Raw genomic sequence first — 26,419 nt, forward strand, 5'->3', positions numbered from 1 at the left:
TCCCACCGTGGCCTCTCCTAAACAGCAACGCATCGACCCGAAGACCGTCGCGCCGAAATCGAGCTCCAAATCGGCGAAAAACACGAGCGGTCGCCCCGGCGGTCGCCCGCCAAAAGCGCCCAAAATTGCCAAGGCAACCGCACGCGACTGGATTGGCGGCGCACGACTGCAAACGTTGCCGCTCGCGTTCGCACCCGTAGCGCTCGGAACAGCAGCCGCCTACGTTTTGCCCCACGAAGAGGATGGTGCCGGCTGGCACTGGCTGCGGGCACTGCTGTGCCTGATCGTTGCCGTTTCGCTCCAGATTGGCGTGAACTTCGCCAACGATTACTCCGACGGTGTTCGCGGAACCGACAAGAACCGCGTAGGGCCTCGACGCCTCACCGGCTCCGGCGCTGCACGCCCCCGTGCCGTCATCACGGTCGCGTTCGTCTGGTTCGGTATTGCTGCAATCGCCGGACTCATCATCGTGATTCGCAGCGAACACTGGTGGCTTCTCGCTGTCGGAGCCCTCGCGATTCTCGCCGCCTACTTCTACACCGGCGGAAAACGACCCTACGGCTACCTCGGTCTCGGTGAAGTATTCGTCTTCATCTTCTTCGGGCTTGTTGCCACGGCAGGAACCACCTACGTGCTCGCAGACACTGTGACACTTGAGTCGTGGTTGGCGGCCGTCGCCGTCGGTCTGTTCGCCGTTGCCACTCTGATGGTCAACAACATCCGAGACATTGACCAAGACAAAATCGCGGGCAAGCGCACCCTCGCCGTGCTCATCGGCAACATGCCATCGCGCATCTTCTACGTTGTGGCGATGCTCGTGCCGTTCGGCATCCTGGGCATCTACACGCTGCTCTACGTCAACGCCTATCTGGTGTACTTCGTGCTGCTCGTCGCGCTGCCAGCCTGCGTCATCGTGCTGACAGCAAAGACGGCATCCGAATTGATACTGGTACTGCGCCTCACCGGGCTCACCGCGTTGCTGTTCGGGTTGGGACTAGCCTCAGCGATCGCTTTCTAGGCCGCTGCTCTCGGCACCGAGGTCTGCTGCGGCATCTTCAGCATCACGGTCGGGGTCGTGGCTTGGGCCAGCGCGTCGCGCCACAATATCGAGGGCAACGGCATCGCGAAGCTTGCCAAAGAAGATATACGAGATCGTGAATCCGAGGATCGCGGCGATGAGGGCCGAGAGCCACCAATCGACGCTCGCGACCATCAGCAGCGCAAAGACTGCCGCGAAGATTCCGAGCCGCAAGAGTGAGTAGATGATCCAAGGTTTCACGCCAACAGTCTAGGCTCGCATCCCGCACGCAGCCTGCGAGCGTAGAATGGGCATATGCCTCGTCTACTGGTAGTTCTTGCTTTCGCGCTCGTCGCGGTGGACGTGTTCGCAATTGTCGATGTAATCCTTACCGATCGCAGTCGCGTTCGCGCAATGCCCAAGGTGTTGTGGATTCTCGTGATCGTACTTCTTCCCGTTATCGGAGTCGTGTTGTGGTTCATGCTCGGCAAAGCACGTAGTGCAACCGCTGGCCGCACCCGCACGCTAGCGCCAGACGACGATCCCGATTTCTTGCGCAACATGCGCCTCAAAGAAGAACAAGATGAACGCATCCGCCGCCTTGAACAGGAACTAGCAGATCTCGACGATGACGATAAGACCAACTAACTCTCCGGCCACTAATTTCTCGGTAGCCCTTCTCGAAGAGTTCGTTCGTCTCGGCGTTCGAGACATCGTACTGAGCCCTGGTTCGCGCTCGCAGGCGATTGCGCTTGCTGCCGCCGAATTCGAGAAACAGGGACTACTGCGCTTACGCGTGCGCATTGATGAACGTGTCGGTGCTTTTCTTGCACTGGGGCTTGCTGTCGAAACTGGTGCCCCCGTGCTCGTGGTAACGACGTCAGGCACGGCGGTCGCCAACCTGCACCCCGCCGTTCTTGAGGCGCACCACTCTGCGGTCCCGCTCATCATTATTAGTGCTGACCGCCCCGATTCTCTGCGGGGCATTGGCTCCAACCAGACGACGCAACAACCGGGTATTTTCGGTAGCGCCGTGCACCACACGTGGGATGTCGAAGCACCGACCGGTGCCGCAGGCGAGATGGATGCTGCGACACAACTCGCGCGCGATGCTGTCGCCGCCGTTAATGGCCCCGTGCATCTCAACCTCTCCTTCGATGAACCGCTCTCTGCACCCTTCACCTGGTATCCCAGTGATGATGCCGTAGCGCCAGAGCCTGCCAGCACCCGCGAACCTGTTTTTCCTGACCTCTTCAGCGACCTCGATCCCGTCGTGGAAACGACTACGCAGCGATCACCCGGCGCCCCAACGACAGCAGCACTCAGCCCGGCCCCAGCGACTGTCGTGATCGCCGGAACCGGTGCTGGCCCACGAGCTGAGCAGGTTGCCCGCGAACTAGGCGCGCCCCTCATCGCTGAAGTTTCCAGTGGAGCGCACTTCGGCCCCAACCTTGTTGTCGCCTACCGCGAGCTACTCAACACCGCCAACTTCGGTGACCGAGTGGCGCGCGTTATCGTCTTTGGGCACCCGACGTTGAGTCGCGAGATTCCGGCGCTGATTCAGCGTGCCGGAGTTCAGACCATTGTGGTGCGGCATCCGTCTGCCGATGACTACAATCCCGGTCGTTGTGTTCGACTCTTCGTCGACGAGGTCTCTGTCTCTGGCGAAGCTACCGACAGGGCTTGGCTCGGCCGTTGGGTCACCTCGAGCCGTCAGCTTCTCGAGACCGAAAGCATCGCTCCCGATATTGATGCGGATGCTCGAACCCATGCCAAGTCAGAGCTTGCGATCGTGCGCACGCCCGTCGACCGGCGGATGCTCGCCGACGCCGTCTGGCGGGCAACTTGGCCTCACGACCGACTTGTTCTTGGGGCGTCGCGGCTGATCCGCGAGGTGGACCGCGTGGTTCCTGGCAAGAAGATCTCTGTGCACGCGAATCGTGGGCTTGCCGGAATTGATGGAACGATTTCTACGGCTCTCGGCATTGCACTGGCTAGTCAGGCCGAACCCGGGAACGAGGGAGTTACGCGTGTTCTTCTCGGAGATCTCGCAATCTTCCATGATGTCGGTGCTCTCATGTTTGGCATGGGGGAGCCACGGCCACGCATCCAGGTCATCGTTGGCAACGACGACGGTGGCACGATCTTCGATGTGCTCGAAGTCGCGAGCCAGGCAGGCGACAGCTTCGACCGGGTGTTGTTGACACAACAGAATGCGTCGATCGAAGCCCTTGCTGTGGCGTACGGCTGGCGCTACGTGTCGGCGACCACACGCGGCGAACTTGATCAGGCTCTCTCCGCGCATCCCGAACCCACCATCATCGAGGTTCCTCTTAGCCGCTAGCGGTGTGCCGGGTAATCTTGGGCGTATGAGCACACTCACGCCTGTTTCCCCCGTTTTTGAGCTAGCGAGCATCGACCCATCTTCGACTCCCGGGTTCGACGGCGACAAGAAGGATGCAGAAAAGAAGCTCGAAAAGAATGCCGAGCACCTCGCTGAGTTGCAAGAGCGCCTCTTCGCCGAGAGCAAGTTCGGTGGTCAACGGCGAGTGCTTCTGGTGCTTCAGGCGATGGATACGGCGGGCAAGGGCGGAATCCTGCGTCACGTCATTGGCGGGGTTGACCCGCAGGGCGTGCAGATTCACGCGTTCAAAGCTCCCACTGACGAGGAGAAGTCTCACGACTTTCTGTGGCGCATCCGAAATGAATTGCCCAGTGCGGGCAACATCGGTGTTTTTGATCGCTCGCACTATGAGGATGTACTGATTCACCGAGTGCGCGGATTCTCCACCCCGGAGGTCGTAGAAGAGCGTTACGGGATCATCGAAGAGTTTGAAAACGAACTTGTTGCCAACGGCACGACACTCATCAAAGTCATGTTGCACATCAGTGCCGACGAGCAGAAAGAGCGCCTGCAAGAGCGACTCGATCGGCCGGAGAAGCATTGGAAGTACAACCCTGGTGATGTGGATGAGCGACTGCTGTGGTCGGAGTATCAGGAGGCGTACGAGATTGCGATCCGGCGCACGACGACGGAAAGCGCACCGTGGTACGTCGTGCCGGCAAATCACAAATGGTTTGCACGTTTGGCTGTGCAACAGCTGTTGCTTGACGCCCTAGAGCGGCTCGATCCGCAATGGCCAAGCGCTGACTACGACGTTGAGGCCGAGAAGGATCGCTTGGCGGCAAGCTAGGAGCTCTCGTGCGAGCTGCGGTCGTTGACGTGGTTTAGCCGAATGCCTCAACGATGGGACGGAATTTGAGTTCCGTTTCGGCGAACTCCTTCTTCGGATCGGAGCCGGCAACAATGCCTGCTCCGGCATACGCGGTAATGCGGGCACCATCTACTTGCGCACAGCGCAATGCGACCGCCCATTCACCGTTGCCGTGGGAATCGACCCAGCCGACCGGGCCGGCATAACGACCGCGATCAAAGCTCTCGAGTTCGCCGATGATCCGGATCGCGTCTGGCGTAGGGGTGCCAGCCACTGCGGCTGTCGGGTGCAGAATCTCGATCAGGTCGAGTGCACTCGATTGCTCAGTTAGCTGCCCCTCGATGTCGGTCGCGAGATGCCACAGGTTGGGAAGTTGCAGCGCGAAAGGGGTGGATGCCGCAAATAGTTCGCTGCTCAACGGCTGTAGGGCATCCATGACGCTGGCAAGCGCGAGCGCATGTTCTTTCTGATCTTTGGGTGATCCCGAGAGGGTCGCTGCGGCTCGCCCATCGGAGATTCGGTCGTCGCCGCGCGCTGCGCTGCCCGCGAGGACGCGGGCGCTGACCGTGCCGTTGTGCACGCGAACGAGTGTTTCTGGGCTGGAGCCGATGAGTCCGTCGACGGCGAAGGTGAAGGTGTCTGGATAGCGCTTGGCGAGGGCTTCGAGGGGAACTCGTAGATCTGTTGCGGCGGGAAGGGTTGCGATCTGGTCGCGGGCGATCACGATCTTGGCTGCGTGACCTTGGGAGATTTCGCGCAGGGCTGCTCTGACGGTGCTGATGAAGCTCTTGGCGCTCGTCTCGCCCGGGGTGAACGAGATGCGTACTGGTTCTCCGTGAGGCGTACGGGGAATCGTGGCAAGAACATCGGTGCTGCTGGGAAGCCCTCCGCCTTCTCCAACGGTGATCGAGGTGACCCATTCGATGCCGCCTCGGCTTCCGATGATGATCCGCGGAATGATGAGAACGCTTGTGGCCGTCGATGAATCGGCGAAGGCGAAGCTTCCAAGCGCGACGAGGCCAGTGCCTGCCCGTTTGACGCTGTCATGAACAATCGCGGTGCGAGATAACTCAGCCCAGGTTTCTGCGGCTTGGGTGAATCGGTCTTTGCCACGGAATTCGAGACGTAGGAGTTCGCCGACGCCCACGATTCCTTCACCGTCACGAACGAAGGCGAGGGGAAAGTCGGGAGCTACCCAATCGAGGATGTCGCCGATCGCCGCACTGGGGCGCGTAACAACTGTCAGTGGTTCGCGCGGGTTAGTCATCGTCTGCGTCTCGCTGGGTGCCGGGAACGGGCTGCTCTGGAGCCCAATAGTGCCTCACAAGTATCAGAGTACCTGTCAGTTGAGGCGCAGGAAGTGAGCATCCGCTCTGAGCGCCCTAGACTAAAGGGGTGGGTAAGGCTGACATGAATAAGCGACCGGACGACGTGGCCGGCATGTTCGATGGTGTCGCAAAACATTACGACCGCACAAACACTGTTTTGTCGGCCGGAAACGCAGTACTTTGGCGGGCTGCCACAGTGCGAGCAGTTGCGCCAGAGCCGGGTGAACGCATTCTCGACATTGCTTCAGGCACCGGCACTAGCTCGGCGGCGCTGCATCGCAATGGCGCCAGAGTTGTCGGACTCGACTTTTCCACAGGCATGGTCGAACAGGCGCGCAAGCGTCACAAGAAGATCGAGTTCATTCAGGGCGACGCTGAAAAGCTACCGTTCGGCGATAACGAATTCGATGCTGTGACGATCAGTTTTGGCCTGCGTAACGTGAATGATCCCCGCATTGCGCTCTCGGAGATGTTCCGCGTGCTTAAGCCGGGTGGGCGTCTCGTCATCACCGAATTCTCTAAGCCACCCGTTGCCATCATCCGTGCCGGGTACTTCACGTACTTGAACCGAGTGATGCCGATCATTGCCGATCGCTCGAGTTCCAACCCTGAGGCGTACACCTACCTCGCGGAGTCGATTCGCGAATGGCCAGATCAGGGAGAACTGAGCCAGTGGATTCGGGCTGCGGGATTCACTAGGGTTGCCTACCGCAACCTCACCGCGGGCATCGTTGCGATGCACCGCGGCCACAAACCTGTTGATGAAACGGTTCTCGCGTCGGTTGCCAAGCGCAAAGACCTTGCCACCCGGCCCATCAAGACCATCAAAAACGCCAAACCGAAGCCGTAGCGCTTCGCCAAAGAAATCGGTTGATAGTGAACCCGAGCGTTCCGTCTGCTCGCCGCAGCAATACTCTGAGTTCCTCATTGGGGCTGGGAGAGAAGCTCTTCGCCTCGAGCGATGAGCGTCGGTTTGCTGCCGCCATCGAAGAGGGGCTTGAGCAGGTCGAAGCTGGCTTGCTCTCCCACATGAAATTCGCTGATGAGATTGCGGATGCCACGAGCCGCTACCTGCTCGAAGCTGGCGGCAAACGCGTGCGTCCCGTGCTCACTCTGCTCACAGCCCAATTGGGCACTGGCAACAATCCCGATGTTGTTACGGCGGCTCAGGCAGTAGAGATTACTCACTTGGCCTCGCTCTATCACGACGATGTGATGGATGAAGCGCAATTGCGCCGCGGAGTGCCGAGCGCCCAAAGCGTGTGGGGCAACTCGGTTGCTATTCTCACCGGTGATCTCCTGTTTGCGCGGGCGAGCAAGCTTGTGGCCGGAATGGGCGAGCAAGCGCTCCTGCTGCAGGCGAATACTTTTGAGCGACTTTGCCTGGGGCAGTTGCATGAGACGCTTGGCCCGAAGCCGGGAGAGAACGCTGTCGATCATTACCTTCAGGTTCTGGCTGACAAGACGGGTTCGCTCATTGCTACCGCTGCCGAAGTTGGTGTGATGTTCTCGAATGCTCCTGAGGAGTACACGGCTCCTGTGCGTAACTTTGGCGAAAAGATTGGTGTCGCTTTTCAGCTCATCGACGACGTCATCGATCTTTCTGCTGAGACGGGTAAGACCGGCAAGAAGGCGGGAACTGACCTGCGCAGTGGAGTTGCAACGCTCCCGCTGTTGTACCTTCGTGAGCTCGCCATAACCAATAGAGAAGCCGCTGACTTGCTCACTCGAATCGAACGTGACGTCAACGCAAACTTCTATGGCGAGGGTGACGATGCTGCACTCGATTCCGCGGTGACCGAACTGCGAGAGCACTCGGTGACGAAGAAGACTCTGGATGAAGCTCGTCGGTGGGGCCGCGAAGCAGTAGAAGCACTCGCACCTTTGCCTGACGGTCCTGTAAAGAAGGCCCTGACGCGCTTTGCCGACAGCGTCGTCGAACGCTCAAACTAGAACGCCACACTCGCCCGCGCCCGGGCGCACCGAGATGAACGGAAACTACAGCACATGAGCAAGCTCAGACTCGCCATTGTTGGTGCAGGCCCCGCTGGAATTTATGCGGCAGACATCCTGCTGAAGGCTGAACGCCAATTTGAGGTCTCCATCGACCTGTTCGAGCAGCTTCCGGCGCCGTATGGACTTGTGCGCTACGGTGTTGCCCCCGATCATCCGCGCATCAAGGGCATCGTCAATGCGCTGCGCGACGTGCTCGACACTGGCAACATTCGCCTCTTCGGCAACGTCACTTATGGCCGCGACATCACACTTGACGACCTTAAGAAGCACTACAACGCTGTCATCTTCTCTACGGGTGCTGTTCGGGATGCCCCACTTCCGATTCCCGGAATCGATCTGCCGGGCAGCCACGGCGCCGCCGACTTCGTCAGCTGGTACGACGGTCACCCCGATGTTTCTCGAGAGTGGACCCTCGATGCGAAAGAGACCGCGGTCATCGGCAACGGAAACGTCGCCCTCGACGTCGCCAGAATACTCGCTAAGCACGCGGATGACTTACTGCCGACCGAGATCCCCGCCAACGTGTATGACGGCCTCAAATCGAGTCCAGTGACCGACGTGCACGTCTTTGGGCGTCGCGGCCCGATGCAAGTAAAGTTCACCCCGCTTGAGCTCCGCGAACTCGGAGAACTCGACGACGTTGACCTGATTGTTTACGAAGAAGACTTCGACTATGACGAAGCATCGAAAGCGGCCATCGAGTCAAACAAACAAATCATGGTACTCGACCGCATTTTCACGAAGTGGCGCAGTGAAGAAAAAGGCAACGCCTCACGTCGTCTGCACTTGCACTTCTACGCCGGGCCCGTTGAAGTGCTTGGCACCGACCGTGTTGAGGGTTTCCGTTACGAGCGCACCACGCCAGACGGGCAGGGCGGCGTTGTCGGCACCGGCGAGTTCCGTGAGGTCGCGGTGCAAAGCCTCTACCGCGCTGTTGGCTACTTCGGGTCGGCACTCGACGGCATCCCATTCGATGACCACCGCGGAGTCATCCCCAACCGCGAAGGTCAAGTCATCGACGACAACGACGAGCCAGTTCACGGCGTCTATGCGACTGGCTGGATCAAGCGCGGCCCCGTCGGACTCATCGGCCACACCAAGTCAGACGCGATGGAAACCATCAAGCACGTCATGAACGACCAAGCCAACTGGTGGAGCCCCGAGCAACCAGACGAGCAGGCGGTCGTCGAACTCCTGAAGAGCCGTGACGTCGACTACACCAACATGCAGGGCTGGCAGCTGCTGGATGCTCGCGAAATCGCTCTGGGAGAGCCCGAGGGTCGGGCGCGCATCAAGCTCGTTGACCGCGACGACATGATCGCCGCGTCGAAAGCCACCGACGCGAACTAGTTCGACCTGTTTCCGCTCGTGGTGCTCCTGCTTGGCAGTGCCGCTGCTTGGCGGTGCCGCGGTGTTACTGAACGGCGGCGGTAAGGCGCGCGATGTTGTCGAGTACCTTCGACCGCCGTGGGCGCTTCATCCACTCGTCGAGGGTAAGTTCTCGGCTGACGCTTCGATACTGGGCTTCAAGTTCGCGCATGTCTTCGATGAACTCTGCTCCGCGCACCATGACCGAAATTTCGAGGTTGAGGCTAAACGAGCGCATGTCCATGTTGCTTGATCCGATCACTGCGACCTGATCGTCAATCGTGAAGTGCTTGGCGTGCAGCACGGTCGGGGTGGGGAACAGCCAAATCCTTACACCCGCGCGAAGCAACGTCTCGTAGTAGCTGCGTTGCGCGTGATAAACGAGCGCCTGATCTCCAACTTCTGAAACGAAGAGCTGCACATCGAGCCCGCTCTGCGCCGCCGTCGTAATGGCATAGAGCATCGAGTCATCTGGCACGAAATAGGGGCTCGTGATGATGACACGTTCTTGAGCTGCGTAGAGCAACGAATTGAAGAGGCGCAGATTGTTTTCACCCTCAAACCCTGGCCCGCTCGGCACGACTTGCGCGTCGAGGTCTGCGTTGGTGGCGATCGACGGGGTTTGAGCACTCTCTCGAACGAGGAGCTCATCAGTTTCGCTGTACCAATCGGTAATGAAGAGTGAGTGGATGCCGGCAACGATGGGTCCCTCAAAGCGCACCATGAGGTCTTTCCAGGTGAGGCCACGCTTCTTATTGACGCGCTTGTTGTAAGTGGCATCCACCATGTTCTGTGAACCGGTGAAAGCCAGCTTGCCATCGACGATGAGGATCTTGCGGTGATTGCGCAGGTCGGGGCGCTGAAACTTCCACTTGAGCGGTTGAACTGGCAGCATCACGTGCCATTGCACGCCCATTTTTTTGAGACGGCGGATGGTAGTGAAATAGCCGGGGGCGCGAAGCGAAGCGATGTGATCGAGCAGAACCCGAACCCGCACGCCGCGCATATGGGCCGCTTCAAGCGCATCAAAGAATGGCGCCGTCGTGGAGTCGAGGCTGAGAATGTAGAACTCAACTTGCACATAATTGGTGGCGTCGTTGACTGCCGCGGTCATGGCATCCAGCGACTCTTGGTATTCGGAGTAGAGCTTTGCCGAATTGCCACCAACAAGGGGCATTGCGCCAAGGGTGCGGTTGAGTTCGACGACAGGCTCAAGCCAGGGCGGCCACGGCTGATCGCGCCGCACCTGATCCATGCCCTCAGTGGTCTCGATGATGAACTTGTTGATCTCAATCTGCTTGTCGCGGCGCCCCTTGGGCAACTTGCGACTGCCCAACATGAGGAAGAGCAGGATACCGACGTAGGGGATGAAGAAGATTGCCAGCAACCAGGCCATCGCCGTTTGCGGTCGCCGATTGCGGGGCACGTAGATCAGCGAGAGCACGCGAACGGTGAAGTCGATCAAGATGAGAACACCAGCAATTACTGCAGTGAAATTGATGGTTATTCCGCCGACGTCCATGGCTCGAAGTCTAGCGATTTACGGAGACGGTTATCCGCTCGCGCTGCCAGCACCGGTGCCGGTGTCAACACCGTTGCCATTGCTGAGCGGCGGCCCCTGCCAGGCCGGAGTTTCGTCTGCCCGGGTGAAGGATCGGGCGACTACAACGTCCGTGGAGGAATGGGCAATGATCGACAGCGCAATGGTGAGCGCGACGAGATGGAAAATGAGGTCGCCCTCGGGAATGCCAGCGGTAACAACTACGAGAACGTAGACCACTGACGCGAAGCCCTTGGGGCCGAACCACATGGCGGCCAGTTGTTCCCGCATCGAGAGCCCGGAGCCGAGGAACGAAATGTAGAGCGCTGCGGGTCGAGCGGCGATGAGCGCGAGGATCGCAAACACCCAACCAGTCCACTCGATCTCGCCAAGAAACTTGAACGACAGCAGGGCGCCGAAAATCATGAGGGCAAGCAACTTGAGAAGTTCAGAGATGATCTCTCCGAATTCTTCGAAAGCTTCACGCTCCTTCTGACCGACCGTTGCGACAGTAACCCCAGCAGCAAAGGCTGCCAAGAAGAGGTTGGCGTGCAGCGTGGTTGAGAGCGCGAAGACGAGTAGGCCGATCGCGATGGGTACGAGAGGTTCGAAGACTCCAGCGGTCGCGAAGAGGCGGGTGTGGAGCGCTTTGATGACGAGCCACGGTATGGCGATTCCGATGAGCGTGCCGATAACCAGTTCGATACCGAGTTCACCAAGGTGCAGCTCTTCCGATCCGGAACTGACTGCGAGAAAGACGATAACGAATGGCAGAGCGAGACCATCATTCACCCCCGATTCCACATTGAGCAGTTGTCGTAGGCGTTGCGGAACCCGCTTATCGCCGACAAGAGCTGCCGCGAAGACGGGGTCGGTCGGGGCAAGAATCGCACCAATCAGCAGCGCGGCAGGCCAGTCGAGCCCAACGAGATAGTGCGCAAGCACCGCGGTGATGCCGAGGGTCAGGGGCAGTCCCCAACCGAGAGCGCGACCGGGAAGCCGCCAGGCCTTACGCAGGTCGGCCCACCCCATCTTCATGCCATCCGTGAAGAGCACCACAAAGAGGGCAATCTCGGCGATTGTCGAAACTTCTTCTGAACCCGAATCGAAACTCAGGATGCCCGTCGTCTCAGAGCCGATCACAAAGCCGACAATCAGGAACAAGACAGCCGCAGAAAGGATGGTCCGGCCAGCGAGGGCCGAAAAGAGCACAGCAACGAGCAGAGTTGCCGCAAAAATCAGCAGGAAGAGGTCCACGCTGCTGGGGGAGGAGCTAGCGGAAGTTCACGAACTGGAGGGCAACTTCGAGGTCTTTGCCTTTCAGCAGCGCCATTGTCGCCTGAAGGTCATCGCGGCTCTTGGACTGCACCCGCAGTTCGTCGCCCTGAATTTGAGACTTCACCGTCTTGGGCGCCTCGTCGCGGATGACTTTCGCGATCTTCTTGGCATCCTCAGAGGAGATGCCGTTCTTCAAACTGATCTCGATGCGGTACTCCTTGCCACTGGCGAAGGGTTCACCCGCATCTAGACTGCGCAGCGAAATGCCGCGCTTGATGAACTTGGCCTCGAGCACTTCGAGAACCGCCTTCACGCGCTCTTCGGAGCTTGCCTTCAACAGGAGGCTCTCGCCGGTCCAGTCAACCGAAGCGCCAACGCCCTTGAAGTCATACCGCTGAGCAAGCTCCTTTTGTGCCTGGTTGACGGCGTTTTCCGCCTCCATTTGGTCAACTTTGCTCACAATGTCAAACGAAGAATCAGCCATACACCCATGCTACCCGCGCAGCGCGCAGAACTCCCATCGCTAGTTTTTGGCGATGTGGTCACGCGGCGCTCGGATTCCTTGTATTCTGGTTCAGCGCGTTCGGTCAGATGAATACATGTGGCCGGAGGCGTCTCGGCGAGTTACCCAAGTGGCCAAAGGGATCTGACTGTAAATCAGACTGCATCGCATTCGGGGGTTCGAATCCCTCACTCGCCACCACTTACTGCATCACCTGCGGGTTACCCCACCGCGGCGGCGCTGCGTTGTGCTTTCGCGATGGTGAGCTGAGGCATCCGCTGTCCTCTCACCGACGGTCGCGCATGCTGGCGCGCCCTAGGCTTAATGCATGTCCAACACTGAACTTCTAGACCTTGCCACTCGCATCGCAACACAGGCCGCTGATCTTGTCGCCCAGCGTCGCCGCGAGGGTGTTGCTGTTGCCGACCGCAAGTCGTCGTCAGTGGATGTCGTAACTCACGCAGATCGCGAGAGTGAGCAACTCATTCGCAGCCTGATTGCTGAAGCACGACCCGACGACAGTTTCTTTGGTGAAGAAAGCGAAGCATCCACCGGCACGAGTGGGCTGACGTGGGTTGTCGACCCCATTGATGGAACGGTGAACTACCTATACGGGGTTCCGCACTACGCCGTGAGCATTGCCGTGGTCGAGGGCGAAGCAAACCCTGCAACCTGGCGTGCGCTCGCTGGTGCCGTAGTGAATCCTGGTGCTCGCGAAACGTACACCGCTAGCGTCGGAGGAGGCGCGTTTCTGAATGGTGAGCGACTGCAGGTTGCCGAGCCAGTAGACCTCTCTCAAGCGCTTGTGGCCACAGGATTTTCGTATCTTGAGAAGACCCGCGTCGAGCAGGGCCGGGTCATTGCCCAACTGATTCCCCGGGTGCGAGACATTCGCCGAATGGGCACCGCGTCACTAGACCTCTGCATGGTCGCATCGGGGCGCGTGAACGCCTACTTCGAGAGAAGCCTGCGCCCGTGGGACCACGCGGCAGGAGCGCTCATCGCTCACGAGGCCGGAGCGACAGTGAAAGGTTGGGGAAAAAACGCCGGTGGCGAGGACTTTATCTTGGCGGCACACCCCGATGTTGCGGCGCTTCTGGAAGCAGAACTAGCGCAATTGGACGACTAGGTAGACCACTTGAAAAGGGGGTGGCGAGTAGACCACTTGCACGCTAGCCTTTACGAATCTGTTGCCTGCGTACAACCCGTACGTGCGTAGGCGAATACCCGAATTATGCATTCACACCTAGCAAGTGAATCGCGTGGAGGAGAAGAATGTCACTGACGAGCATCCGTGCCGCAGTGACATTCTCCTCACGTGAAATGGAGCTCAGCAAGTGAGCTTCGACACTTCGTTCCCACAGCAACCGGGAACAGGGGACAGCATCCCCCTCACTCGCAGAGAAATGCGTGAGCGCGAACGCGCAGCGCAAACCCGTCCGTCGAAGCACAGCACGCAGCAGCCGGTGGAGGCGCCGGCAGCGGCGCCGGCAGCACCCGTGACTGCGACAGCGCCTCGGGTACGAAAAGCACGTCCGTCGAAGGTCAAGTCGAAGCGAATTCGGGTTTCTCCGGCAACTTTCTCCGCCAGCGGACCCCCGCAGCGCCGAGGTAAGGCGCTCGCATCTAGGGCGCTCTCGTCAGTTGCGATGTTGTTCGCTGGTGCGCTCCTGGTTGGGGTGTCGGTGCCGTCGAATGCCTTTGTCAGCTCAGGCGATAGTGCGATTGCGTCAGTCGCGCCCGCCGATGTTTCGGATATCGCTGCCGGAGCTCCAACACCGCAGTCGTTGGCCGTTTCGGATCAGGTCGTCAACGATCTTGCTCAACACGATGACTTGAAGGTCATCTCCTATGCCGAAGTTCTTGCCATTCAGTACGCAGGGGTCAGCTACGAATACCGCGCAACTGCCGGGGCTATTCGTTGGCCGTTCCCCTATGAGGTTCCCATCACAGACGGATTTGGTTACCGTTCCAGCGGATTCCACAAGGGCACCGACTTCGCTGCAGCCTACGGAACCCCGATCTATGCCATTGCTGATGGTGTGGTCAGCTATATCCAGGCCGACTATTCCGGCTACGGCTATCACGCCATCATCAGTCACATCGTGAACGGCCAACAGGTCGATACCCTCTACGCCCACATGGTGACCGATTCGAGCCCATTGGTCGTCGGCGATCCCGTAAACGTCGGCGATTTCGTCGGCCTTGTTGGTGCTACCGGGATTTCGTACGGAGCCCACTTGCACCTTGAGATTCACCTCGACAAGGTTCCGGTCGACCCGTATGCGTGGCTCTCCACAAATGCCGTCAACTAATCTTCTGTAGCGACCAATTTTCGGCCAAAACCGTACTTTGGGGCCCTAAACGGGTGCTAGTCTCTTACGGTGCCAATCGCGCGATATGCGCTTTTGTGTGCCCCCTTAGCTCATTGGTAGAGCACTTCCTTGGTAAGGAAGAGGTAATGGGTCCGATTCCCATAGGGGGCTCGCTCATCCAATAATTGGATGATGCGGCTGAGTAGCTCAGTTGGTGAGAGCGCACGACTCATAATCGTGAGGTCGCGGGTTCGAATCCCGCCTCAGCTACAACAGGCCCTTTCATTCTTTGAAGGTGTGCTTTTCATTTTATTGATCGAACGTGAGCCTTTTGGTGGCGTTCCTGCATTCGCGGCTGCAATCGCGCGCGCTCGGGGGTCACGCATTGCCCTGACGTCCCCGTTAACGACGAAACAGCCTGCTTTTGGGCAGGCTGAATCGGTTCGGTATAGCGGTATCAGTGTCGGTTTTCTGGGCCGGCTATTCTGGCGGCGCTGAGCCCTGAGAATTGGCCAGTCGGGCCAAAGGCTGTGCGCGCTCGTCCTTTCGGCGACGGGTGCGAACTGGTTGTTCGACAGCCTTGTCTCTGAGTTTCAGGATGAATGTGGCTATTGCACGCAAGTTGAATGAGGCGATGGCGAGGGCCGCGACAAGGTAGTTCAAGCTAAACCCGCGGCCGGAGCGCTTCTTTGGGTTTCCTAGGTCTTCCTGGTTGGAATCCTTGAATCGAGAGTTGGAAGCTTCGACGAGATTGCGCATTCCGTAGTAGCCGGCCCACTCTTCGCTCTTGTAGGCGAACCGTTGCAGGTGTTTTAGCGGCTGGAGGCGACGCGACTTGCCCCCGGGCTTCTCTGGCTTGACGACTGTCTCCGGAACCATCAACGGAATCATGATGCTGTTCTTGCCATTGAGCGGAGCGTGCGGCACGGGCGACCCTTTGGGATAGGTGAACCGTTGGTAGCCGTCTAGGTCGGGGCGTCCCTTGGCAATCATTCGGTATGCTCTGCGGTTATTTACGAGGGCAAGGAGCGTTGCGTGTTTGTCCCTATAGTCGGACTTCTCGATGGTTGACCGTGCGGCAAGCAGCTCGGCGAGGTTCTTGGTTGCGTCGATGAGTTTTTGAGGCATGCTGCGCACGTGCCAGTTTCCGTCAACGAGAATGAGGTCTTCGTAGTGCCCTTGAAGCCCGAGGTCGACGGCCTTGTAGTCGATGACGAGTTCGACGCCGGCCTTGCGGGCGGGAAGGTGAAACGTCTCGACGAGACCGTTGTTGTAGGCGCGGTCGGCCATTACGAGAAAACGGTCGAGGTTGAAGGCCGCTTTGTGTCGTTCGATTAGCTTCATGCCGTGCCCGACGAGTTGGCCGGGTCGGTGGAAGCCGATGGCTGTAATGACCGACGGGAATAGCTCGCTTTCGTGAGGACGGTTCCAGGCGCTTGTAGCTGTTTCAATTTCGTACCCGGCGACATCCGTCGTGGCACCCTTGCCGTCGTGGTCGCCGCCGCGACGATAACGGCCGGAGAATGGGTCGGGGTTGCACCGCTTGAGGTCGGGGCGAGTGGGGTTCTGCGCGCCCTTCACCGGAATCAGGCTGGCGTCGATGGCACAGTTACCTTGAAAGCGGCGAATAAACTCATCTGGCATCGTTCGCACCGACGCAAGCACGAGTTGATTGCACAACCAGTCGATGCGGGCAAGGTTCCGTTCATGCTCGGGTTTGCCGAGTCCTTGGGTGATGTGTGCCAGGCGAGCGGAATAGTCCTGGGCCCCCAACTTTCCGTCGAGGGGGAGGGGATACGGGTCGATGTGGCTGATTAGTTGCTTAAGTCCGCGCCAGAACCGGTGGTACCAGTCCGTCTTGTCGGACGGCATGTTCGGAATTCCGAGAAGCTCAAAGTGCTTCGCGCCGAACCTACGATGAAGTGTGTTGGCGATGTCTAGGTAGACGACACCTCGACCCATCTGAATGTGCAGCAACATGATGGGCAGAATGGCAGTTAGGGGGATGACCCGCTTACGGCCTGCCATTGATTTGCGGCCTTCTTTCTCCCACTGCGCAATTTTGCCGTTGATGCCGGAACGCTCGATAAGCGCGATTGCATTGCGAAGATATGCCAGAGACATCGGGCCTTGCGCATATTCGTCGTCACGTTCTTCGGCACTCATTCCAAACGTCTCGGCCATCCGCTGTTCGAACAACGCAGTGGCATCACTTTGGCCAGTAATCATTCCGCTCAAAGACTTCCACCCCCGCGCAGCAGGGTGCGATGTTCAACCAGCGGGACGGGCTCAACGAAGGCTAAGTACTGGTCTAGATTCCCAAACTTCGCCATACCGCCAGCGCGAAGTATCTCTTTAATCGGGGTGCCGCGTTGGAGATGGGTCGTAATCCAAGTTGCGCGCAACCGCGTAGGTGCCGGTGCGTTACCCATGGTGCGAGACATGTAATGGTTCACCATGTTCTTGCCACCGCTTGGTCTTGGGCCGCCCCACAGCAGTTCCACGCCGGGGTAGTTATTGACGATGTCTGTCATCCACTTTTCCCACTCGCGGAGCACGGGAACCTGGCGCGGGCTTCTGCCTCGAACTCGAATGAGCACTCCATCACTGTCGATGCTTACGTCGCTGCGGCGTAACGTGCGTATCTCGCCTGAGTGGAGACCTGCTCCGACTGTGAGCGCGACGACGAGCATGCAACGATGGCGAGCAAGCTCAGTCTTTTGTCCTGAAGCCCACAACGTGTATGACTTGAGTTCGGACTCCGTGTACGGCGGGTGAATGGTGCGTTTGTGCATCGGGGTCATCTTCGGCCCGGAGTTGGGGAGCACGGCAGCGGATATTCCCAAAAGGATTGAGCGGTAGGAGCTACCAGTTACCTCGCGGTCGAAAGCTGTCGTGCAATAGCGGTCGATGAGGGTCGGCGCGAAGATGAGCTCAGTCCGGAGTTCGAGGCCGTGTTCTTCCACGCACCACATCACGTACGGTGCGGCAATGCGCATCAGCTTGCTGGCGTCACGATTGCTCGCCAGAGCCGTGATGGTGACGGCATTCATGACGAACGGGCGCGCGTCGTCCCACGCGAGCCGATGCTGTTTCGGCTTGTAGCGTCTAGTCAACACGGCGATGACCTCCGCGGCAGAGAGCGCCACCCCGGCGCCCGGAGCTTCGGTTTTGGCTGCTTGTTTTGTCGATGGGGTTGAGGATGATGTCTTCATACCCATCTCTATGCGGCGAGTTTTTCACCGGGTGGGAGTTGTCGCGTTCATTGCCGAAAGCTCGCTCGTCAACGAGGGGACCATAGGGCATCTCGTGACAACAGCTCATGCGACTGCGCTCCCCTCAATTGCTGGTTATAACTACAGCCACTAACTATGGTGAGGGCCACCGACATTCCCGCTACGCTCGATGCATGAGCCCTCGCCCCTCGCGCGCCCTTCCGGCCGAACTGTGTGAGGACTGGCCCGAAGCGCCATGCGCTGATCCTGTTGCTGAGAAGGCCAGACAGCTCGTATTGAACCTCCGAGACGCCATCGGAGAGCGCAGCATCCGTGAGATCGCGACGATGGCCCGCGTTGACCGTGCAACGATCGGGGCAGTCTTGCAGGGCAAGTCCTGGCCAGACATCGTCACCTTGGCCAAGCTAGAACAAGAACTTGGTCCGCTCTGGCCTCGTCCATAGCCCTCGTCGGCCTATAACCCGCTACTCACCCGAACGGGGTCCCCTCAGATATCAGATGTCACCGATAACCTGTGAGAGCGCACCGCGGATATCACCGCGAGTGCGTTGCTCATGAGGAGACGCGGAACGAATGGCAAGAGTCCTTAAGCTTGAAGACCACAGGTCACTTGAAGTCTGTTCACGGGCGGTGTCGCGCTAATGGCAACTACCACCAAGGAATCGCAGCGCGCTGAACTGCACAAGACGATCTGGCGCATCGCTAACGATTTGCGGGGCAGCGTGGACGGGTGGGATTTCAAGAGCTACGTGCTCGGGATGCTCTTCTACCGCTTCATCTCGGAAAACCTCACCGCCTATGTCACCGCTGGCGAGCGCAAGGCGGGTAACGCTGACTTCGACTATCGGACGCTGAGCGATGCCGAAGCCGAATTCGGGCGCCAGGAGACGGTCTCGGAGAAGGGTTTTTACATCCTCCCGAGCGAGTTGTTCGCTAACGTTCAGAAACGAGCGCAGCAGGATGAGAACCTCAACGAGACGCTGCACGCGGTGTTCCGCAACATCGAGGGTTCCGCGGTCGGTACCGACAGCGAAGACGATCTGAAGGGTCTATTCCACGACCTCGACGTCAACAGCCCGAAGCTGGGGCAGACGGTTGCGAAGCGCAACGAGAAGCTGGTGAAGCTGCTCGACGCGATCGGCGATCTGCCACTCGGCAACTTTGACGACAACACAATCGACCTGTTCGGCGACGCCTACGAATACCTGATGCAGATGTACGCATCGAGTGCCGGTAAGTCCGGTGGCGAGTACTACACGCCGCAAGAGGTATCTGAGCTTTTGGCCCGCATCACCGTCGTCGGCAAAACCGAAGTGAATAAGGTCTACGACCCCGCCGTCGGTTCTGGTTCGCTGTTGTTGAAGTTCGCGAAGGTGCTGGGCAAAGAGAACGTGCGCCAAGGTTTCTATGGTCAAGAGATCAACCTGACCACCTACAACCTGGCGCGCATCAACATGTTCTTGCACGACATCAATTACGAGAAGTTTAACCTCGCGCACGGCGACACTCTGATCGATCCGGCGCACTGGGACGACGAGCCGTTCGAGGCGATTGTCTCCAACCCGCCGTATTCGATCAAGTGGGATGGCGATGCTAATCCGCTGCTCATCAACGACCCGCGATTCGCCCCGGCGGGTGTGCTTGCGCCGAAGTCGAAGGCCGACCTCGCGTTCACGATGCACATCCTGTCGTGGCTGGCGGTCAACGGCACCGCGGCGATCGTCGAGTTCCCAGGGGTGCTGTACCGGGGCGGTGCAGAGGCGAAGATCCGCAAGTACCTGATCGACAACAACTATGTGGATGCGGTCATTCAGTTACCGCCCGACCTGTTCTTTGGCACCAGCATCGCCACCTGCATCATTGTGTTGAAGAAGTCGAGGACTGACAACTCCGTGCTGTTTATAGACGCGTCAGCAGAGTTCACGCGCGGCGGGAGCAAGAACAAACTCGCGGAGGCCAACCAGAATAAGATTCTGGACGCTTTCACCGCCCGCGCGGACGCTGAACATTTCGCGATGCTGGCCACAAATACTCTGATCGCCGAGAATGCCTATAACATCGCCGTCTCGTCTTACGTTGAGAGAGAAGACACTCGCGAGGTTATCAATATTGCTGAGCTCAATACCAGGATCGCGCAAATTGTCTCCCGGCAGGCCGAATTGCGCACCGCGATCGACGAGGTCGTTCGTAACCTAGAGGTCCCATCGTGACGAGGCTCGCTGAGTTGGTTTCGCAATTCTGTGCGGACGGCGTCGAGTACAAGAAGCTCGGCGATGTCACGACCAGAATTGTGGATGGGTCACATAATCCGCCGTCGGCGAGCACTCTCGAACCGCACTTTCCAATGGTGAGCGCGAAGAACGTGAACCACGGACGGGTTGACGTTGAAGGCGCGAGGATGCTCTCACGCGTGGACTTCGAAGTGGAGCACCGGCGCACCAACGTTGAGCGTGGTGATGTCCTCCTAACAATCGTCGGCGCAATCGGCCGGACCGCGGTCTTTGATTTCGATCGGCCGTTAGTTTTTCAGCGCAGCGTGTGTGTGATTAAGCCGGATCGCAATATACTCGAACCAAAATTTTTACGCTATGCACTCGAAACTACCGGCCAACAGCGGACGATCGCGCAGCAGGCGAACGGCGCCGCGCAGAAGGGGCTGTACCTGAACCAAATTGCGCTCTTGCGGGTTCCGGTCCCGCCACTTGAGGTTCAGCGCGAGGTCGTGAGGATCTTGGATCCTTTCACGGAGCTCGAAGCGGAGCTCGAAGCGGAGCTCGAAGCTCGTCGGATCCAGTACCAGTACTTCAGGCGGGACTTACTAACCTTTGGGGCCGAAGTTCCGATGCGGCCGTTGGTCGATGCATGCGTTTCAATCACCGCAGGAGGCGACCTCCCTCCGCGGTACTCGAAAGGTCAGCGTTCCGCGTCGGCTGAGTTCTCGTATCCGATCTTCTCGAACGGCACTGGGGCTGCCGCCCTTTACGGGTACACCGATTCTTTTTCAATCACTAGCGAGGCCGTGACTGTTTCTGCAAGAGGCACGATCGGCTATCACGAGATCCGCGAAGCGAACTTTACGCCCGTGGTGAGGCTGCTTGCACTCGTGCCCGACAGTCGGCAATTGAGTGCGAAGTTTCTCAACTACGCGCTTGACGTAACGGTACTCGGCCACAGTGGTGGCAGCATCCCTCAATTGACCGTCCCTGCAATCAAGCGTGTTGAGATACCTGTACCCCCGCTCGAAGAACAGCAACGTGTTGTGGCGATTCTCGACAAGTTCGACGCTCTCGTGAACGACTTGAGTGTCGGGCTCCCGGCAGAGCTGGCCGCGCGGCGCAAGCAATACGAGCACTATCGCGACAAATTGCTTACCTTCAAGGAGCTGGTGGCGTGACGTCTCGCAACATTGGCGAACCCGGAAACGGCACGCGGTTTGAGCCGATTGTGGTCAGCTCGGAGAGCACCGTTGTAGCCGAGTTTGTGCCTGACACCGCAACCGCGTCGAGTTACCAGTCGGAGGATCAGCTCGAACGCGAGTTCATCCGGCTCCTTCAATCTCAAGCCTATGAATTCTTGCCGATCACCAGTGAGGAGGAGCTCGTCGCGAACCTCCGGGTGCAGTTGGAAGAGCTCAACGGCATCCACTTTTCTGACGCTGAATGGGAGGTGTTCTTTAGCGAGAAGATAGCCGGCGCCAATGAGGGAATCGCCGACAAGACTGTGCGCGTCCACGAAGACCACGTGCAATTGCTCCAGCGCGACGACGGGTCGATCAAAAACATTGCGCTGATCGACAAGTCGAACATCCACAACAACAGGTTGCAGGTGATCAACCAGTACGAGGTGGCCGGCGGTCCCGATGCGCCGACAGACGCGGATGTGCGAACGGCGAAATATTCGAACCGGTACGACGTCACTGTGCTCGTCAACGGGCTGCCGATGGTGCATGTCGAGTTGAAACGGCGCGGCGTCGATATCCGCGAAGCGTTCAACCAGATCGACCGCTACCAGCGCGACAGCTTCTGGGCGGGCTCCGGCCTGTTCGAATACGTGCAGTTGTTCGTCATCTCCAACGGCACGCTCACTAAGTACTACTCCAACACAACGCGGCGTGAGCACCTCGCCGAAGCTGGCAAGAAGTCGAGCGGTCCCCGTCGCAAGACCTCGAATTCGTTTGAGTTCACCTCGTGGTGGGCGGATGCGCAGAACAAGCCCATTCAGGAGCTGACCGCATTTGCGAAGACCTTCTTCGCGAAACACAGCCTGCTCAACGTCCTCACCAAATATTGTGTGCTCACCGCCGACCGGATGCTGCTTGTCATGCGGCCGTACCAAATCGTTGCCACCGAGCGGATCTTGCAACGGATCGATGTCTCCAGCAACTACAAAACACTAGGCAGCCTCAAGGCAGGAGGCTACGTGTGGCACACCACCGGCTCAGGGAAAACACTCACGTCGTTCAAGGCCGCCCAGCTCGCATCGCGGTTGCCATCCGTCGACAAAGTATTGTTCGTCGTCGACCGAAAAGACCTCGACTACCAAACGATGCGCGAATACGACCGGTTCGAAAAAGGCGCCGCGAACTCCAACGCTTCGACGGCGGTCTTGAAGAAACAGCTCGAAGACCCGAACGCCCGCATCATCATCACCACGATTCAAAAGCTCGCCGGGTTCATCGCTAGCAACAAGGGTCATGACATCTACAGCGGGCACATCGTCATCATCTTCGACGAATGCCACCGCTCCCAGTTCGGTGACATGCACACCGCCATCACCAAAGCGTTTAAGCGTTACAACCTGTTCGGATTCACCGGCACGCCGATCTTCGCTGCCAACTCCGGCAGCGGCGGCAATCCTCAACTGAGGACCACAGAGCAGGCGTTCGGCGAGAAACTGCACACCTACACAATCGTGGATGCGATCACCGACAAGAACGTGCTGCCCTTCCGCATCGACTACGTCAACACCATCAAGATCGGTGCGGTTGACGACAAGCAGGTCTCTGCGATCGACACCGAACGGGCGCTGCTCGCGCCGGAACGTGTGCGGCAGGTCGTGTCCTACACCTTGGAGCACTTCGACCAGAAGACGAAGCGAGCCGAACACTTCACGCTTGACGGCAAACGAGTGCACGGCTTCAACGCACTTTTTGCGACCGCCTCCATCGACGCGGCACGGATGTACTACAACCAGTTCGCCATCCAGCAACAAGATCGCACGCCCGACCGCCGACTCAAAGTGGGCTTGATTTTCTCGTACGCCTCCAACGAAGCTGTCGAGGATGGGGCGCTCGACGAAGAAGCCTTCGATGCCGACGGGCTCAGCGGCGATGCGCGCTCTTTCCTGGAAGACGCCATTCAGGACTACAACGAGATGTTCGGTCAGAGCTACAGCACCTCGTCTGACGGCTTCCAGAACTATTACAAAGACCTCTCGCTGCGGATGAAAAACCGCGAGATCGACCTCGTGATCGTCGTCAACATGTTCCTTACCGGTTTCGACGCGACCACGCTGAACACGCTGTTCGTCGACAAAAATCTGCGTGCCCACGGGCTTATTCAGGCGTACTCGCGGACCAACCGCATTCTGAACTCGGTCAAGACTTACGGCAACATCGTCGCATTCCGAAACCTAGAAGAAGAAACCAACGACGCCATCGCGCTCTTCGGCAACAAGGACGCACGCGGAGTGGTGCTGCTCAAGCCATATGCGGAGTATTACGGCGAGTACGCCGAGAAGGTCACTGAGCTGCTGGAGAAATTCCCGCTCGGGGTGCCCATCGTCGGCGAAGCAGCGCAAAAGGAGTTCATCGCTGTCTTCGGGATGATTCTGCGCTTGCAAAACATCCTCACGTCATTCGATGAATTTGCCGGGCATGAGATGCTCACCGAACGACAGAGTCAGGACTACCGCAGCATTTACTTGAACCTGTGGGCAGAGTTCCGCCGTGAAACGGATGCCGAGAAAGAGTCGATCAACGACGACGTAGTGTTTGAGATCGAACTCATCAAGCAGGTCGAAATCAACGTCGACTACATCCTCATGCTGGTTCAGAAGTACCGCGACGAACGAGGAGACGGAGACGACACCGAGATTCGGGCCGCGATCTACCGAGCTGTCGACGCCTCCCCGTCGCTACGTAACAAGAGAGACCTCGTCGAAGCCTTCGTTGACTCGCTGTCAACCACGGGTGAGGTCGATGAGGAATGGCGAGCCTTTATCGACGCACGACGCGGCGCTGAGCTGGACGCGATCATTGAAGCCGAAGGACTGAAGCCAGACGAGACGCGCGCCTTCATGGAGACAGCCTTCCGTGACGGTGCTATTCAAGCGGGCGGAACAGCCGTCACTCGCATCCTGCCGCCCGTTTCTCGTTTTGCGGCCCACGGGGGGCACGGCGAAAAGAAGCAGCGGGTTCTGGGGCAGCTCAGGGCGTTCTTCGAGCGGTTCTTCGGGCTGAACTAGCTCGTGCGGCCGTGGTTTTCGGCCTCGTCGGAGATTCGTTGCCACACGCGAAATAGCAGTTTTTGAAATAAGTGAAATGAAGTCCCGAAACTCGGGACGATTTGGATGGGAACCAAATGAGCGTTGCGTGGGTTGTAAGAGCGGGTCGATATGGAGAGCGTGATGCGTGGGCGCTTGAGCATGGTTACTCGGGTGCTGGCTGGGGCGAGATCCCCGACCTGACCGAGTTCAGCACACGCGAGGAGGTCAGCGCAGCTCTGGCCAAGGTATACACCGACGCCAGCGATGGAGCCCTCGCTAACCGCACCGGACAAATGTGGGCAATCCGCGGCCGCATCGCACCGGGCGACCTCATGGTGATGCCCCTCAAGACGACCAAACGCATCGCAATCGGCAAAGTCACTACCGGGTACGAGTACCTAGCTGATGAAGTCGACCCAGAACGCCGTCACGTCGTGAGGGTCGATTGGAAGGTGACTGACCTGCCTAGGGCCGCGGTGAAACAGGATCTACTCTTCTCACTGGGTAGTGCGCTGTCTGTTTTCGCCCCGTCGAAGAATCATGCGTTCGAGAGGTTGTGTGCGCTGATGGACAAGGGCGCGGACCCAGGCCAAGTGCCATTTATGAACCCAGCCGTTACAACGGGCGCGGACAACAATCTCCTGCTCGACGACGATGTAGACGAGCCGGAGTTGCACGCCGATATCGACGAGATCGCTCTTGACCGCATCACAGCAAAGATCGAAGAGGAGTTCGCCGGCCACGGCCTAGCAACGCTTGTCACCGAGATTTTGGAAGCTGAAGGATTCCTTTGCATGCAGGCCCCGCCTGGACCTGACGGCGGAATTGACGTGATTGCCGGTAAAGGAGTGCTCGGGCTGGATTCACCACGAATCATCGTTCAAGTGAAATCGGGCTCGCAGGTCGGCGACCCAGTCGTTCATCAACTCCAAGGTGTGATGAGTGCGCAGGGTGCCGATCAGGGGTTGCTCGTTGCATGGGGTGGTGTGTCCAAACCAGCGCGTGATTCGCTCAAAGGCCGCCAGCTCAGCATTCGTGTTTGGGAGTCGGCAGATATCGTTAGCGCCGTTCTTCGCACCTACGATCGCCTATCGGAAGACACACGTACACGCCTTCCGCTGAAGCACGTGTGGATGCTGGCGGACTAATGTTCAACGTTGCCGCCGCTGACCTCGTTGATGCGCTTCGTGCGCTCAGCGGCGCGACAGTACCTATCGCCGAAGCGCCAGAGCATGTGCCGAACAGACGAGGGCTCTATGCGCTCTACGCCCCGAAGGGAGCGTGGGGCGAGCTAGGCATCGGATGGCGTGACGGGCCACTTTATGTGGGCAAGGCGGAACGTAGCCTTGCATCCCGTGATCTCGGCACTCATTTCATGACCGGCAAGACCGGCAGCTCGACCCTGCGGCGCTCATTAGCGGCCTTGTTGCGAGACTCACTTGAACTCGCCGCGGTTCCTCGGAACCTGGTGAAGCCGAGCCGTTTCGCGAACTTCGCGCTCGAACACAGCGGTGATGAGCGACTAACTGAATGGATGTGGGCGAATCTACGAATCGCGGTTTGGGCTGCGCCCGACAGCATTTCGAGTTTGGTTCTCGCCGAACGGGCGGTCTTGGCGCGGCTAGAGCCTCCGTTGAATCTCAAGGATGTTCCGAACCCTTCTCGGATGCTTTCGGCAGCCCGGGCGGTACTGGCCAGCCAAGCGAAAACGTACACGGACAAAGTGCCCTCTCAACGCCTACCCGTTCTGCAAGACGTCCTTAGCTTCATCATTGGGCACTTTGACGAATATGCAGAAGTGGCCCCCGACGTGGCCCCGGAGTCAGTCGCGTGGAGAGTCCGACCGCGCCGCTATGGGTGGCAGATCGACACTCAGCCGAGTTCCGGTGAACTTCTGCTGGGGCCCGGACCCTTGATCGTTGATGGGCGCACCGGCGACTATTGGAGGACCTCGTCCAGCCCAGTAGATATATTCGGCGAGCCGGGCGTGCTCGGGTGGTCACAGCTCACAAGCCGGCGCCTCTTCGAGCAGTGGAGGCGCGAACGCGGGCTGCCGGATGGAAACATCCTTCGTGGCGCTACTCACATCGAGTAAAGGGCTTCAGCGCAGGAACCCA

The 26,419-nt window shown here is 58.8% G+C and carries 22 protein-coding genes and 3 tRNA genes; 18 read left to right on the forward strand and 7 right to left on the reverse strand.

Going from position 1 to position 26,419, the window contains the following annotated elements:
- Positions 1-7 precede the first annotated feature (7 nt).
- Complete coding sequence (locus AC1ENN_RS02105; protein ID WP_480406574.1) at positions 8-1,018, forward strand: 1,4-dihydroxy-2-naphthoate polyprenyltransferase; 1,011 nt, start codon at positions 8-10, stop codon at positions 1,016-1,018.
- Here the strand turns inward: AC1ENN_RS02105 and AC1ENN_RS02110 are convergent.
- Positions 1,001-1,279, reverse strand: coding sequence for a DUF4229 domain-containing protein (locus tag AC1ENN_RS02110; protein WP_449648445.1), 279 nt, complete (start codon positions 1,277-1,279; stop codon positions 1,001-1,003). The two genes, AC1ENN_RS02105 and AC1ENN_RS02110, sit on opposite strands and share 18 nt — an antisense overlap.
- A 54-nt stretch (positions 1,280-1,333) precedes the next feature.
- Here AC1ENN_RS02110 and AC1ENN_RS02115 point away from each other — a divergent pair, with 54 nt between their 5' ends.
- From AC1ENN_RS02115 to AC1ENN_RS02125, 3 genes are read left to right on the forward strand one after another with little or no spacing between them, the layout of a single operon-like run.
- A complete protein-coding gene (locus tag AC1ENN_RS02115; protein WP_449648444.1) occupies positions 1,334-1,666 on the forward strand; it encodes a PLD nuclease N-terminal domain-containing protein in 333 nt (110 codons plus the stop codon).
- Positions 1,647-3,362, forward strand: coding sequence for a 2-succinyl-5-enolpyruvyl-6-hydroxy-3-cyclohexene-1-carboxylic-acid synthase (menD, locus tag AC1ENN_RS02120; RefSeq protein ID WP_449648443.1), 1,716 nt, complete (start codon positions 1,647-1,649; stop codon positions 3,360-3,362). Before AC1ENN_RS02115 ends, menD begins: the two co-directional genes overlap by 20 nt.
- A 25-nt stretch (positions 3,363-3,387) precedes the next feature.
- Positions 3,388-4,212 (forward strand): polyphosphate kinase 2 family protein, encoded by an 825-nt coding sequence (locus AC1ENN_RS02125; protein ID WP_449648442.1) that lies wholly within the window; start codon positions 3,388-3,390, stop codon positions 4,210-4,212.
- 34 nt (positions 4,213-4,246) lie between these two features.
- Here AC1ENN_RS02125 and AC1ENN_RS02130 read toward each other — a convergent pair whose 3' ends face one another.
- Complete coding sequence (locus tag AC1ENN_RS02130) at positions 4,247-5,500, reverse strand: isochorismate synthase (RefSeq protein WP_480406575.1); 1,254 nt, start codon at positions 5,498-5,500, stop codon at positions 4,247-4,249.
- A gap of 143 nt (positions 5,501-5,643) precedes the next feature.
- On the opposite strand from AC1ENN_RS02130, the gene ubiE reads away from it, so the two are divergent.
- The 3 genes from ubiE to AC1ENN_RS02145 are packed head-to-tail and all read left to right on the forward strand — an operon-like array spanning position 5,644 to position 8,927.
- Positions 5,644-6,411: a bifunctional demethylmenaquinone methyltransferase/2-methoxy-6-polyprenyl-1,4-benzoquinol methylase UbiE gene (gene ubiE / locus AC1ENN_RS02135; protein ID WP_480406576.1), complete on the forward strand. Its 768-nt coding sequence runs from the start codon at positions 5,644-5,646 to the stop codon at positions 6,409-6,411.
- 26 nt (positions 6,412-6,437) lie between these two features.
- Positions 6,438-7,514, forward strand: a complete 1,077-nt coding sequence (locus AC1ENN_RS02140) for a polyprenyl synthetase family protein (protein WP_449648439.1) — start codon at positions 6,438-6,440, stop codon at positions 7,512-7,514.
- Between the two features lie 54 nt (positions 7,515-7,568).
- Positions 7,569-8,927: an FAD-dependent oxidoreductase gene (locus tag AC1ENN_RS02145; protein ID WP_480406577.1), complete on the forward strand. Its 1,359-nt coding sequence runs from the start codon at positions 7,569-7,571 to the stop codon at positions 8,925-8,927.
- 64 nt (positions 8,928-8,991) lie between these two features.
- On the opposite strand, the gene cls is transcribed toward AC1ENN_RS02145, so the two are convergent.
- The 3 genes from cls to AC1ENN_RS02160 are packed head-to-tail and all read right to left on the reverse strand — an operon-like array spanning position 8,992 to position 12,247.
- Positions 8,992-10,467, reverse strand: a complete 1,476-nt coding sequence (cls, locus tag AC1ENN_RS02150; RefSeq protein ID WP_480406578.1) for a cardiolipin synthase — start codon at positions 10,465-10,467, stop codon at positions 8,992-8,994.
- A gap of 30 nt (positions 10,468-10,497) precedes the next feature.
- A complete protein-coding gene (locus AC1ENN_RS02155; RefSeq protein ID WP_449648436.1) occupies positions 10,498-11,742 on the reverse strand; it encodes a cation:proton antiporter in 1,245 nt (414 codons plus the stop codon).
- 16 nt (positions 11,743-11,758) lie between these two features.
- Complete coding sequence (locus tag AC1ENN_RS02160; protein WP_449648435.1) at positions 11,759-12,247, reverse strand: YajQ family cyclic di-GMP-binding protein; 489 nt, start codon at positions 12,245-12,247, stop codon at positions 11,759-11,761.
- A gap of 134 nt (positions 12,248-12,381) precedes the next feature.
- Between AC1ENN_RS02160 and AC1ENN_RS02165 the strand changes: the two genes are divergently transcribed.
- The 5 genes from AC1ENN_RS02165 (at position 12,382) to AC1ENN_RS02185 (ending at position 14,850) form a co-directional block, all read left to right on the forward strand.
- Positions 12,382-12,466 (forward strand) — tRNA-Tyr (locus AC1ENN_RS02165).
- 127 nt (positions 12,467-12,593) lie between these two features.
- Positions 12,594-13,394, forward strand: a complete 801-nt coding sequence (locus AC1ENN_RS02170) for an inositol monophosphatase family protein (protein ID WP_449648434.1) — start codon at positions 12,594-12,596, stop codon at positions 13,392-13,394.
- A gap of 208 nt (positions 13,395-13,602) precedes the next feature.
- Positions 13,603-14,580 carry a M23 family metallopeptidase gene (locus tag AC1ENN_RS02175; RefSeq protein WP_449648433.1) on the forward strand — a complete coding sequence of 326 codons (978 nt, stop codon included), beginning with the start codon at positions 13,603-13,605 and terminating at the stop codon, positions 14,578-14,580.
- 99 nt (positions 14,581-14,679) lie between these two features.
- Positions 14,680-14,751: transfer RNA gene (locus tag AC1ENN_RS02180), tRNA-Thr, on the forward strand.
- Between the two features lie 25 nt (positions 14,752-14,776).
- Positions 14,777-14,850, forward strand: a tRNA-Met gene (locus tag AC1ENN_RS02185).
- A 210-nt stretch (positions 14,851-15,060) separates the two neighbouring features.
- Here AC1ENN_RS02185 and AC1ENN_RS02190 read toward each other — a convergent pair.
- Positions 15,061-16,746 carry a hypothetical protein gene (locus AC1ENN_RS02190; RefSeq protein WP_480406579.1) on the reverse strand — a complete coding sequence of 562 codons (1,686 nt, stop codon included), beginning with the start codon at positions 16,744-16,746 and terminating at the stop codon, positions 15,061-15,063.
- Positions 16,747-16,814: 68 nt separating this feature from the next.
- Positions 16,815-17,795, reverse strand: coding sequence for a site-specific integrase (locus AC1ENN_RS02195; RefSeq protein WP_480406580.1), 981 nt, complete (start codon positions 17,793-17,795; stop codon positions 16,815-16,817).
- Between the two features lie 194 nt (positions 17,796-17,989).
- Here AC1ENN_RS02195 and AC1ENN_RS02200 point away from each other — a divergent pair, with 194 nt between their 5' ends.
- The 6 genes from AC1ENN_RS02200 (at position 17,990) to AC1ENN_RS02225 (ending at position 26,397) form a co-directional block, all read left to right on the forward strand.
- A complete protein-coding gene (locus AC1ENN_RS02200) occupies positions 17,990-18,259 on the forward strand; it encodes a helix-turn-helix domain-containing protein (protein ID WP_480406581.1) in 270 nt (89 codons plus the stop codon).
- Positions 18,260-18,457: 198 nt separating this feature from the next.
- Positions 18,458-20,026 carry a type I restriction-modification system subunit M gene (locus AC1ENN_RS02205; protein WP_480406582.1) on the forward strand — a complete coding sequence of 523 codons (1,569 nt, stop codon included), beginning with the start codon at positions 18,458-18,460 and terminating at the stop codon, positions 20,024-20,026.
- Positions 20,023-21,210: a restriction endonuclease subunit S gene (locus tag AC1ENN_RS02210; protein ID WP_480406583.1), complete on the forward strand. Its 1,188-nt coding sequence runs from the start codon at positions 20,023-20,025 to the stop codon at positions 21,208-21,210. Before AC1ENN_RS02205 ends, AC1ENN_RS02210 begins: the two co-directional genes overlap by 4 nt.
- The gene (locus AC1ENN_RS02215) at positions 21,207-24,281 is read left to right on the forward strand and encodes a type I restriction endonuclease subunit R (protein ID WP_480406584.1); all 3,075 of its coding nucleotides are present in this window, start codon (positions 21,207-21,209) and stop codon (positions 24,279-24,281) included. The genes AC1ENN_RS02210 and AC1ENN_RS02215 overlap by 4 nt, the downstream gene beginning before the upstream one ends.
- A gap of 116 nt (positions 24,282-24,397) precedes the next feature.
- A complete protein-coding gene (locus tag AC1ENN_RS02220; protein WP_480406585.1) occupies positions 24,398-25,450 on the forward strand; it encodes a restriction endonuclease in 1,053 nt (350 codons plus the stop codon).
- A complete protein-coding gene (locus AC1ENN_RS02225; RefSeq protein WP_480406586.1) occupies positions 25,450-26,397 on the forward strand; it encodes a GIY-YIG nuclease family protein in 948 nt (315 codons plus the stop codon). Before AC1ENN_RS02220 ends, AC1ENN_RS02225 begins: the two co-directional genes overlap by 1 nt.
- The last annotated feature ends 22 nt before the right edge of the window (positions 26,398-26,419 follow it).

Source organism: Rhodoglobus sp. G.S.23, assembly GCF_056675935.1.